General features: G+C 39.2%; 10 protein-coding genes. 6 read left to right on the top strand and 4 right to left on the bottom strand.

Annotated features, from left to right (window positions below):
* Positions 1–155 precede the first annotated feature (155 nt).
* The 4 genes from gyrB to dnaA form a co-directional block, all read right to left on the bottom strand.
* The gene (gene gyrB / locus R8G33_09805) at positions 156–2,573 is read right to left on the bottom strand and encodes a DNA topoisomerase (ATP-hydrolyzing) subunit B (protein ID MDW3095954.1); all 2,418 of its coding nucleotides are present in this window, start codon (positions 2,571–2,573) and stop codon (positions 156–158) included.
* 28 nt (positions 2,574–2,601) lie between these two features.
* Positions 2,602–3,672: a DNA replication/repair protein RecF gene (gene recF / locus R8G33_09800; GenBank protein MDW3095953.1), complete on the bottom strand. Its 1,071-nt coding sequence runs from the start codon at positions 3,670–3,672 to the stop codon at positions 2,602–2,604.
* A 17-nt stretch (positions 3,673–3,689) separates the two neighbouring features.
* Complete coding sequence (gene dnaN, locus R8G33_09795) at positions 3,690–4,784, bottom strand: DNA polymerase III subunit beta (protein ID MDW3095952.1); 1,095 nt, start codon at positions 4,782–4,784, stop codon at positions 3,690–3,692.
* 213 nt (positions 4,785–4,997) lie between these two features.
* Positions 4,998–6,335, bottom strand: coding sequence for a chromosomal replication initiator protein DnaA (dnaA, locus tag R8G33_09790; protein ID MDW3095951.1), 1,338 nt, complete (start codon positions 6,333–6,335; stop codon positions 4,998–5,000).
* Positions 6,336–6,501: 166 nt separating this feature from the next.
* Here dnaA and rpmH point away from each other — a divergent pair, with 166 nt between their 5' ends.
* Genes rpmH through mnmG form a run of 6 tightly spaced genes read left to right on the top strand, consistent with a single transcriptional unit; the run spans position 6,502 to position 12,204 of the window.
* The gene (rpmH, locus tag R8G33_09785; GenBank protein MDW3095950.1) at positions 6,502–6,636 is read left to right on the top strand and encodes a 50S ribosomal protein L34; all 135 of its coding nucleotides are present in this window, start codon (positions 6,502–6,504) and stop codon (positions 6,634–6,636) included.
* Between the two features lie 3 nt (positions 6,637–6,639).
* A complete protein-coding gene (gene rnpA / locus R8G33_09780) occupies positions 6,640–7,005 on the top strand; it encodes a ribonuclease P protein component (GenBank protein MDW3095949.1) in 366 nt (121 codons plus the stop codon).
* Positions 6,998–7,234: a membrane protein insertion efficiency factor YidD gene (gene yidD / locus R8G33_09775; protein MDW3095948.1), complete on the top strand. Its 237-nt coding sequence runs from the start codon at positions 6,998–7,000 to the stop codon at positions 7,232–7,234. The genes rnpA and yidD overlap by 8 nt, the downstream gene beginning before the upstream one ends.
* Entirely contained in the window at positions 7,227–8,903 is a 1,677-nt protein-coding gene (yidC, locus tag R8G33_09770; protein ID MDW3095947.1) for a membrane protein insertase YidC, read from the top strand. Before yidD ends, yidC begins: the two co-directional genes overlap by 8 nt.
* 9 nt (positions 8,904–8,912) lie before the next feature.
* The gene (gene mnmE, locus R8G33_09765) at positions 8,913–10,232 is read left to right on the top strand and encodes a tRNA uridine-5-carboxymethylaminomethyl(34) synthesis GTPase MnmE (protein ID MDW3095946.1); all 1,320 of its coding nucleotides are present in this window, start codon (positions 8,913–8,915) and stop codon (positions 10,230–10,232) included.
* Positions 10,233–10,290: 58 nt separating this feature from the next.
* Entirely contained in the window at positions 10,291–12,204 is a 1,914-nt protein-coding gene (mnmG, locus tag R8G33_09760) for a tRNA uridine-5-carboxymethylaminomethyl(34) synthesis enzyme MnmG (GenBank protein ID MDW3095945.1), read from the top strand.
* Positions 12,205–12,234 lie beyond the last annotated feature (30 nt).

Raw genomic sequence — 12,234 nt, 5'->3', positions numbered from 1 at the left:
ATGGAGTGCCTCGCTATCTGGTGATTTCACACCGCTTTTTTAGTCAAAGCTAAAATGTTCCATATTTCTGTATACCCCGCCATAAGCGTAGTCATAACCTTGGTAATTCAGGCGACGAAACTATTAATTAATGAACAGGCTGATACTCGTGTTAACTACACATCGATATTTGTAGCTGCTAAAGCATTCTTCTCTATAAAGTCGCGGCGAGGCTCGACCTGATCACCCATCAGTGTTGAAAATATCTCGTCTGCAGCAACTGCATCTTCAATATTCACTTGCACTAGCAGCCTTGTATCAGGATCCATGGTAGTTTCCCACAATTGTTCTGGGTTCATCTCACCAAGACCTTTATAACGCTGAATGGTTTGGCCTCGTTTAGCTTCCTCAAGCAGCCAAGCCATCACTTCACCGAATTGAGTCACTTCTAATTTTCTCTCACCACGTTTTATGTAAGCGCCAGTTTCAATGAGTGCATTGGTGTTTAATGCCACACTTTGTAATATTTTAAATTCAGAGCTCTCAAAAAACTCTTTAGGGTAGATATCATCATTACCCAAACCATGGACGAATTTCTGTACGATGACTCTTTTAACCTCATCATTCCATTCTGTTTTTGCTTCGTACCTTCTTCCGGGTGACTGATTAGCATTTAGTAATTCAAGTATAGAATTAACCCACTGCTGTAATTCATCCTGAGTATAATCCAATTCAGATTCACTATTTTCTGATTGGATACGGATAGGAATCTTAAGCATGGTTTTAAGCACTTCATCGTCATGTGCTTGAGCAAGTCTTTGTACAATTGCAATTGACGACATATATTCTTTTGCTAATGCCTCTAGAGCCGCTGCTTGAATGGGGGGAGAATCAGGATTGATATAAAGCTCTGCATTTTCAATTGCCATCTGTAACAGGTGATTATTCAATTCAGACTCGTCTTTAACATATGTTTCTTGTTTACCTTTTTTAATTTTGAATAACGGCGGTTGACCAATATAAATATGCCCATTTTCAATTAATTCTGGCATTTGCCTGTAGAAGAATGTTAGCAACAGTGTGCGTATATGTGAGCCATCGACATCCGCATCCGTCATAATAATAATTCGGTGATAGCGTAACTTAGCTAAATCAAATTCTTCTTTTCCTATTCCACAGCCTAGCGCAGTAATTAATGTTGCTACTTCTTGTGATGAAAGCATTTTGTCAAAACGTGCTTTTTCCACATTTAGGATTTTGCCCTTTAGTGGAAGAATTGCCTGTGCATGACGATCGCGACCCTGTTTTGCGGAACCACCTGCAGAGTCTCCCTCGACTAAGAACAATTCAGAGTTTGCAGGATCTTTCTCTTGGCAATCAGCTAGTTTTCCAGGTAGCCCTGCAACATCCAAGGCCCCTTTCCTGCGAGTCATTTCTCGCGCTTTACGCGCTGCTTCACGTGCACGTGCGGAATCTACAATTTTACTAATAATTGCCTTAGATTCTGTAGGGTTTTCTATTAGGAATTCTTGCAGGAGCTCTGTCACCACAGACTCAACAATTGGCTTTACCTCCGAAGAAACTAACTTATCTTTAGTCTGAGAAGAGAATTTTGGGTCTGGCACTTTCACGGATAACACAGCGGTTAGTCCTTCTCGAGTATCATCTCCGGTAAGGGTCATTTTATGTTTTTTGTTGTAACCCTCTTTTTCCATAAAGTTATTTATGCTACGTGTTAAGGCACCCCTAAAGCCTGCAAGGTGGGTACCGCCGTCTCTTTGTGGAATGTTATTGGTAAATGGGAATATATTTTCTTGGTAGGAATCATTCCATTGCATCGCCGCTTCGACCTCAACTCCATCACGTTCTTTCTTTGCATACATCACTGTGGCATGAAGTGGGGTTTTCTTTGAATTCAAGTGACTCACAAAAGCGCTTATACCGCCCTCATAATGAAAGACATCATGCTTGCCCGAACGATGATCTGTGAGCTCAATATTTACACCAGAATTAAGGAAAGATAACTCTCGTAATCGTTTTGCTAGGATTTCATAATGATATTCTGTATCGGTAAATACTTTTCCGCTGGGCTTAAATTGAATTCTTGTTCCAGACTTTTCCGTATCACCAACAACTTCGAGCGGTGCTTGTGGTTCTCCCATTAGGTATTCTTGCTTATGGGTCTTGCCAGACTTATATATTGTTAGTGTTAGCGATTCCGAAAGTGCATTGACTACAGAAATGCCTACTCCATGCAAACCACCAGACACTTTATAAGAATTGTCATCAAATTTACCCCCGGCATGAAGCACCGTCATTATTACTTCCGCCGCTGAACGATTTTCTTCTGGATGGATATCCGTTGGTATCCCTCGCCCATCATCAATTACTGTAATGGAATTATCCACCTCAATACTGATTTGAATACTATTACAGTAGCCTGCTAAGGCCTCATCAATCGAGTTATCGACGACCTCAAACACCATATGGTGCAAGCCTGTCCCGTCATCGGTATCACCAATGTACATTCCTGGACGTTTTCTTACCGCTTCCAGACCTTTTAAAACTTGAATATTCGAAGAATCGTAACTCATTGCTAAATTTTAGTATGTAAAAGTGTGATTATACCACTGCTGAAACACAGCCATGTTCCACGTGGAACCATTTTAACTGTTTTCCTAAACAGCTCATTGAATCCTTAGACACCGCCGAGATAATAACCTGGGAATCAAGTTGCGCAAGTATCTCTAAAGCTACTTCTCGTCTATGTTTATCTAGCTCTGCCGGTAACTCATCAATCAAATAGATAGATGATTTACCATACCTTTGTTGCAATAGTTGAGCTTGTGCAAGCTTTAGGGCGATAGCTAAAACTTTCTGTTGCCCTCTAGAGCTTGACTTTGAAAACAGCCTTCCTTGCCAATAAATCTTCAAATCACCCCGATGTGGGCCATTTTGAGTCGATAATGGCAATTCACTAGTCTGCAATTCATCATCTAGTAATGCTTCTAAACTGTAGTCTAAGTCCCAGCCCGGGTAATACTTCAAATCAATACTCTCGGGGAAGCCAAATCTATCTAATAATCCGTCGATATATGGTGCGATATCTACGCTGTATTTTTTTAATGCTACAGATATATTTTGGCCGTTTTTTGCCATGCATTGATGCCAGTGACGTGCTTGCTTAATATTTCTTGTTTTTAGGCAAAAGTTCCGTTGTTTTAGCGCCTTGGTGTAATCAGACCACACTTGGGCATAATTTGGTTCCACGTGGAACATACCCCAGTTTAAGTATTTTCTTCTTTCTACAGGACCACCTGTGATTAATAAATATGATTCTGGGTGAATATCAAGAACTGGTAAAATTTTAGCTAAGTGTGCCCACTTACTGACTTTTCCACGATTAATACGCAATTCTTTTATTCCATGACCAAATTGGACTCCCAACTGAATCAAATCCTGTTGATCAGAAACTTCCCCAAATAGAACCAATTCAGATTTGCCGTTACTAACGATATCGCTTACTTTACTGGTGCGAAAACTCTTACCACAGCTTAGAACATTGATTCCTTCTAAGATACTAGTCTTTCCTACTCCATTATCACCGTATAAAACATTAATTCCCGGAGAAAAGGACAGCTGACACTCAGTAAATGATCGCAGTCCCTGCGCCTGCAATTGCTGCAACCACATTTAACAGTAAAGCCTCACTAGAGTCGCATTGGCATAACGACATACTTGCGATTTTCCATCTCTGGACAAACAATAAGTAAACTGCTGTTGGTATCCTGAAGATAAAATTGTACTTCATTAGATTTAACAGTATTCAGAACATCAACTAAATAGCTAACATTAAAGCCAATTTCCAATTCTGGGCCACTGTAAGAGATATCTAGTTCTTCTTCAGCTTCTTCTTGCTCAGGGTTATGTGCTTGTATTTTAAGAATATTTTCACTAAACCCTAATCGTACCCCACGGTATTTTTCATTACTTAAAATAGATGCACGCATTAAACAAGAACGTAAAATTTCGCGTTCTATAGAAGCAATATACTGGTGTCCCTCTGGAACCACACGTTGATAATCAGGAAATTTACCATCGATTAACTTGGTAACAAATCTAATATCACCAAAATTAGCTTGAAGATGGTTTTGGCTAAAGGACAAATCTACATTTCCTGTAGAAGCAGACAATATACGCATAAATTCTTGTACCGCTTTTTTTGGAACGATGACTTGTCTGTCTGGAACAGAATCATCTAATTTTGTATCGGCCATAGATAATCGATGTCCATCAGTAGCAACTGTTCTTAACTTGCCACCTTCCGCTTCCATCATTAAACCATTCAAATAATAACGAACGTCTTGTTGCGCCATTGCAAAAGAAGTGTCTTCAATAAGAGAATGAAGTTGTTCTTTATTAATTGAAATAGTCTGATCAACAGCTATTTCATCAACAAGCGGGAATTCATTAGCAGCTAATGTTGCGAGAGAGAAACGACTTTTTGCAGATTTAATTTCTACCTTTTCACCATTAAAAGAAAATTGAATTTCACTACTATCAGGTAAGGATTTACATATATCTAATAATTTTCGACCAGGAACTGTAATTGGATCACCTTCAGGTGTGATATCAATTGTGGCAGACACTTCAAGTTCCAAATCTGTAGCAGTAATCACTAAACGCCCATCAACACTTCTAAACAAAAAGTTAGACAGAATTGGCATCGTTTGCCTACGTTCAACAGCACCAACGATAAGCTGTATTGGTTTTAATAACTCTTCTCTCTGAATACTAAACTTCATATCTCTCTAATAATATTTTTTATATACGTAAGATTATTGTTATTATGCAGTCGATTTCCTGTGGATATCATGACTTTTCATAATATATACAGTAGGTTAATTGATGTATAAGCTGTGTATAACCATTTGGTTATTAATAATAACTCATCACAAATGAATCCTAAACTTTTTGGGATTTAGTTATCCAATAACTATGAACGACTTATCCACAACTTAGGTGCTAAGTATACGTAATAGAGTCACATAGTCCTCATTTATTTTAAAGTCACTCTGCCGTAATTCTTTAGTTTTTCGACATGCGTGAAGAACTGTGGTGTGGTCACGCCCACCAAACGCTTCCCCAATTTCAGGAAGACTGTGATTAGTAACTTCTTTCGCTAGTGCCATAGCAACTTGTCTTGGTCTTGTAATTGAACGAGTGCGGCGCGAAGAATTTAAATCAGAAATACGAATTTTATAATATTCTGCGACTGTTTTTTGAATGTTATCTATGGTGACTAGTTTTTCTTGTAAGGTGATTAAGTCGTGAAGAGCTTCTTTGGCAAATTCTAATGTGATCATCTCGCCAGTAAACTGAGAATTAGCTAACACTCTGCGTAAAGCTCCTTCTAATTCTCTGATATTGGAACGTATCCGCTTAGCAATAAAAAATGCTACATCATGAGGGAGATCAACATTAACGGCCTCGGCTTTGCTCTGCATAATTGCAACACGAGTTTCTAATTCAGGTGGTTCGATAGCCTGAGATAAACCCCAACCAAATCTAGATTTGAGTCTTTCTTCTAAACCGTCCAGTTCTTTTGGATAGCGGTCGCACGTCATAATGATTTGCTGCTGACCTTCTAGCAATGCATTAAAAGTGTGGAAAAACTCTTCTTGTGAGCGCTCTTTGCCAGCAAAAAATTGGATATCATCGATTAAAAGTGCGTCAACCGATCGATAATGTCGCTTAAATTCGTCGATCGCGTTATGTTGAAGAGCTTTAACCATATCTTGTACAAAACGTTCAGAATGCAAGTATACAACCTTGGCTTCTGGGTTTAGTGCCAAAATTTGATTCCCAATAGCATGCATTAAGTGTGTTTTACCCAAGCCTACCCCACCGTATAACAAAAGAGGGTTATAGGCTTTTCCAGAATTATTAGCTACCTGTAGTGATGCCGCTTTTGCTAATTCATTAGATTTGCCCTCCACAAAACTATCAAAGGTAAAATCTTGGTTTAAATTATGCGAATAGGCTTTATTGCTTGGAGCAGCGGGTGGTTGAGGTGACATCTGTATGCTCGCTGGTGGTACAGATGAATTCCGACTTCCTACGCTTATGGTAACTTGTGTGGTACCTGATTCTTTGCCTATAGATTCAACTAGTTGACCAATTCTTTCAAAATAGTGGTCATTAACCCAATCCAACACGAAACGGTTTGGTGCTAACAGCATAAGTATTTGATTTTGTTCTTCTGCTTGTAATGGGCGAATCCAAGTATTTAGCAACTGTTCCGATAATTCGGACTCAAGCTGACGCACGCACAGATTCCAAAGAGGGCTTGTCATTATTATTTGATATGGGGTTTAGGTATTTACAATTTACCAGTTTAGCGCTGAATTAATCATTATAATGTTCTATCTGGGGACTAAAAGAGTATTATAATCGTTGACAAAATAGCATCATGCAATTAATGTTTGCGCCCCTTCAACAGTTCAGAATCAGGTATTTGCCGTGAAAAGGACGTTTCAACCAAGTAACTTGCGCCGTGCACGTACGCATGGATTTAGAGCACGAATGAAAACTCGCGGTGGCCGTGCGGTTATTAGAGCACGTAGAGCACGCGGAAGATCTCGTCTTTGCCCATAGCGGTTGAGTATTATATTTCTGCCTAACCGTTTTTCTAAGCAGGATCGATTGTTATCCTCAAAAGATTTCCAAGATGTATTTGCTAAGCCAATAAAATCCTCTGATTCAGCCTACACAGTGCTTGCTAGGCCTAACCAATTATCAGGTCCAAGACTAGGCGTTATAGTGAGCAAGAAAAATGTTCCGAAAGCTGTAGTTAGGAATCGTTTAAAAAGAGTTGTTAGAGAAAGTTTTCGTACTCACAAGAATATTATTAGTGCTTTTGATGTGGTAGTAATATGCAAGAAAAATAGTGCAAATATACTGAATCAGTCACTAGCCGAGAAACTACAGAAACACTGGAAGTCCTTAAACACACATGCTGAATAAAATTTTTATCGTAATGATTCGTTTCTATCAGATGTGTATTAGCCCTATGCTGGGACCACACTGTCGATTTTCCCCTACTTGTTCACAATATGCTTTAGAAGCAATCAATACATATGGAGTTGTGAAAGGAACGTACTTGGCAATTAAAAGAATTTCAAAATGTCATCCTTTCCATGCGGGCGGACACGACCCTGTGCCGGAAAAACAATTGGATAAAGCTAATGGATAATCAACGTTTTTTCTTATACATCTCACTATTGTTGGTTTGTTACTTATTGTGGAATAACTGGTCTCAAGAAAATATGCCTGTTGCAAAATCACAATCAGTTGAAGAATCAGATTCTTTATCAGCTACAAATATTGAAAATGAAGTTCCTCAAAATGATGTTCCTCAATCAGCAGTATCAACAACACCTGCAAAGTTAAAGCCATCTGTAACAAACAATGTTACAACACAAGATGAATATGTTGTTGTAGACACCGATGTTTTTACCATACACATAAATACACGCGGTGCCGACATTCATCGTGCAGAGCTAAAAACATATCCGATAGACAATGACCATAAAGACCAGCCTTTAGTCTTGCTTAATAACGAAACTAAGACATATATAAGCCAATCAGGTTTGTTACATGACAAGGTACCTAATGTGGATGTTGGGCCCCTAGCTCCGAATCACCATAATGTATACAGCGCAGATAACAAAAAATTTATTTTAGCTGATGGTCAAGACGAGATAGTTGTGCCGTTTCAGTGGCGCAGTGATAAAGGAGTGTTGGTAACAAAAACTTATCGTTTTAAACGCGATAAGTTTTTAATAGAAGTAGAGTACAAAATATCTAACCAAGGACAACAAGACTGGATTGGCAGACAGTATCGTCAACTACGCCATAGCTATGTAAGTGGAGAGAGGAGTTTGTTGCGCTTACCAACCTATACTGGTGGCGCATATTATGATGGCAAGTATGAAAAAGTTTCCTTTGATGACATGTTTGAGAACCCACTTGAAAAAGAAATTACAGGTGGATGGGCTGCAATGCTACAGCATTATTTTTTCTCCGCCTGGTTAGCTGAAGAATTTGAGAAAAATTTCTATTATACCAATGTGGTCAAAAATGCAGTGGGGTCCGACTATATTATTGGATTACGTTCAGAGCCGTTAAGAATAGCGCCAGGTGAAGAGGCAAAGTTTAATAGCCGTTTATATACAGGGCCAAAATTGCAAAAACGAATAGAGCAAATTCAACCAGGCCTGGAATTAACAACTGACTATGGAATATTTACACCATTATGTAAGCCATTGTTCTGGATTTTAGATTTTATACATCAGTATGTAAAAAATTGGGGCTGGGCTATTATTTTAGTCACACTGCTAATTAAGCTAGTGTTCTATCAATTATCAGCAGCAAGTTATCGCTCAATGGCAAGGATGCGCAAAGTACAACCAAAGATGGTGTCATTGCGCGAACGTTATGCGGATGACAAACAGAAATTGAATTCCGCAATGTGGGATCTCTATAAGAAAGAAAAGATCAATCCATTAGGTGGCTGTCTACCAATCTTGATTCAAATGCCAGTATTCTTGTCACTATATTGGGTGTTAATTGAAAGTGTAGAAATGAGGCATGCGCCATTCATGCTTTGGGTGCAAGATCTTTCTTCTAAAGATCCATTTTTTATTTTGCCGTTGCTAATGGGCATATCAATGTTTATTCAGTTCAAGCTTAACCCTAGACCACCAGATCCAATGCAAGAAAAGATATTTATGATAATGCCCGTATTTATGTCGGTATTCATGGCGTTTTTCCCAGCGGGGCTGGTTTTATATTGGTTTGTAAATAACTTGCTTTCAATTGCACAGCAGTGGTACATCACTCGAAAATATGCAAAAGATTAAAGAGAGTCAATGTCAGAAACAATTTGTGCGCTAGCAACACCAAGTGGCAATGCTAGCGTAGGAGTTATTCGTATCTCTGGTCAGTGTGCACTAGAGATTGCAAAACGAGTTACACATAAAAACCTCAGACCACGTTACGCACACTTTTCACAATTCTTTGATGAAAAAGATGACGTTGTCGATCAAGGCATTGCAATTTATTTTCCTGCACCAAACTCGTTTACTGGGGAAGATGTAGTTGAAATTCAACCACATGGAAATCCATATGTTTGTCAACAAATAATAAACTGTTTAAATAAAGAAGGCGCACGCTTGGCACTTGCAGGTGAATTTAGTGAACGTGCATTTGTTAATGGGAAACTAGATTTAACTCAGTTAGAAGCAATTGCAGATTTGATTACCAGTGGTTCAGCACAAGCTGCTAAGTCTGCAGTGCAATCTATGCAGGGAAAATTTTCTCAACAAGTACAAATAATTTTAAATCAACTTATTCAAATAAGAACACACATCGAAGCGTCATTGGATTTTGCTGAAGAAGATATAGAAACTGAAGCAAGAGAAATTGTCAGCAAAAAATTAATTGCCTTAAACACACAAGTTAATGATTTGTTCGATATTGCTCAAAAGGGTGCTCAGTTACAAAAAGGTTATACAGTTGTACTAACAGGCAGCCCCAATGTTGGGAAGTCATCACTATTTAATGCGTTATGCACTCAAGATAGAGCCATTGTGACAAATATTCCTGGCACTACACGCGATATAGTCTCAATAGACATGCAGTTAAATGGAGTGCCTATTCGACTACTAGACACTGCAGGAATTCGTGAATATGCTGAAGAGGTTGAGCAACAAGGTATAAAGCGCGCACAATCTGCCATCGAAATGGCCGACGCAATAATTCATGTATTTGATGGAACAGAATTATCAGCACCGTATCAATTTAAAAACATTGGCGATAATGAACTTATAGTTATAAACAAAAGCGATCTATTAGCTAATAATTTTGAGCAGCCAGAAACGGGGATTTTAATTTCTGCAATAACAGGACAAGGCTTAAATACTTTGCGCCAACATCTTCAAAAGCTATTACACATTCAACCCTCTGATCAGCAAGCCCCATTTTCTGCACGAGCTAGACATCTAGATGCATTGAGGCGCAGTCAGCAACATTTTGAGCAAGCACTAGAACAAGTCAAGAATTTAAGCCCATTGGAATTAGCAGCTGAAGAATTACGCGTAGCCCAGCAGATTGTTGGTGAAATTACCGGGGAATTTACTCCCGATGACTTATTAGATTACGTATTTCGCGAATTTTGTATCGGCAAGTAAGCGGCCGTACTGTATCATTTCTGGCCAAGCTTAAAATAAACACAAATATATCAAGGTTATGCAACACGAATTTGAAGTCATTATTGTTGGTGGAGGTCACGCTGGTACCGAGGCAGCATTGGCATCGGCACGTATGGGCGCGCGCACTTTATTGCTGACTCAAAATATCGAGACTATTGGCCAAATGAGCTGTAATCCAGCAATTGGCGGCATCGGTAAGAGCCATTTAGTGCGTGAAATTGATGCCATGGGAGGTGTAATGGCATTTGCTGCTGATCTTGCAGGCATACAATTCCGAGTCCTTAATCAGCGTAAAGGCCCAGCAGTTCGAGCCACGCGTGCACAAACAGATCGCGCGTTATACCGTCAGGCAATTCGTTCAAGTGTTGAAAATCAATCCAACTTATCTATTTTCCAACAAGAGGTCGACGATCTAATTGTAGAGCAAGGTAAAGTAAAAGGCGTTGTGACAAGAATGGGGTTGCATTTTAAGTCTTCTGCAGTGGTCTTGACCGTTGGTACTTTCTTAGGCGGAAAAATATTTGTGGGTCCACAAACTTATCAAGCAGGCCGAGCGGGAGATTCTGCTTCCGTGCGATTGGCTGATCGTTTACGTGAACAATCGTTAGATGTTGATCGTTTAAAAACAGGAACACCACCTCGCATAGATGGCAAAACAATAGATTATTCAAAAATGGAAGTACAACCAGGTGACCAACCGTTACCGGTATTTTCATTTATGGGTTCACGTGAGCAACACCCCGAACAGGTTAATTGCCACATTACTTATACAAATCAACTAAGCCATCAAATCATTCGTGACTCTATGCATGAGTCACCAATGTACAGTGGTGCAATTAAAGGTATAGGCCCGCGTTACTGTCCTTCAATAGAAGATAAAGTTTCTCGCTTTGCAGATCGCGATCGACACCAAGTGTTCATTGAGCCTGAAGGGTTACATACACATGAAGTGTATCCCAATGGAATTTCCACGAGTCTTCCTTATGATGTGCAATTGGAAATGGTACACACAATACCTGGGTTGGAAAATTGTCACATTACTCGCCCAGGTTACGCTATTGAGTATGATTATTTTAACCCAACTGGATTACAACCCAGTCTAGAAACCAAATCGCTACCGGGATTATTTTTTGCTGGGCAAATTAATGGAACTACTGGCTATGAAGAGGCTGCAGCACAAGGTTTAATGGCAGGAATTAATGCTGTGCGCGCAGTGCATAATGAACAGGCAGTTATTTTACGACGAGACCAGGCATACATTGGTGTAATGATTGATGATTTAGTGACGAGAGGAACCCAAGAGCCTTATAGGATGTTTACCAGTCGAGCGGAGTATCGCTTAATTTTACGTGAAGATAATGCAGACCTTCGATTAACTTCTATTGCTAATGATCTAGGATTGATTGATCAAGCAAGATGGACTCGATTCAAATGGAAAAAAGAAATAATCGAAAAAGAACAAGTAAGATTAGAAAAAACTTTTGTTCAAGCAAGCCATGTAACAGAAGAGCAGGGTAATCGTTTGTTTGGAAGTAAAATTGAACGTGAGTACAGTATGTCGAGTTTATTACGACGACCAGAAGTATCTTACGCAACTTTTGCAGAGCTATCCAAATATGCGCCTTATGTTGATGATGAAGAAGTCATAGAGCAATTAAATATTCAAGCAAAATACGCAGGCTACATGCAACGCCAAACAGCAGAAATTGAAAAATCAAAACGCCTTGAAGATACGCAGATACCGGAAACGTTTGACTATAATCTAGTTAAAGGTCTGTCTAACGAAGCGCTACAAAAACTAAATTCTATAAAACCTAAAACTCTAAGCCAAGCATCAAGAATCGCGGGAGTCACTCCCGCAAGTGTGTCGTTATTGTTAGTACATTTAAAAGCTCGTAGAAAAATCGTACCATGCGATTATGAAGATTCACAAGTTGCTCATGATGGTTAAATACAATTACCATTGATCAACTACTGTTAG

The organism is Gammaproteobacteria bacterium (genome assembly GCA_033344735.1).
GTDB lineage: Bacteria > Pseudomonadota > Gammaproteobacteria > UBA4575 > UBA4575 > UBA1858.
This window is presented reverse-complemented; position numbering and strand designations above follow the sequence as displayed.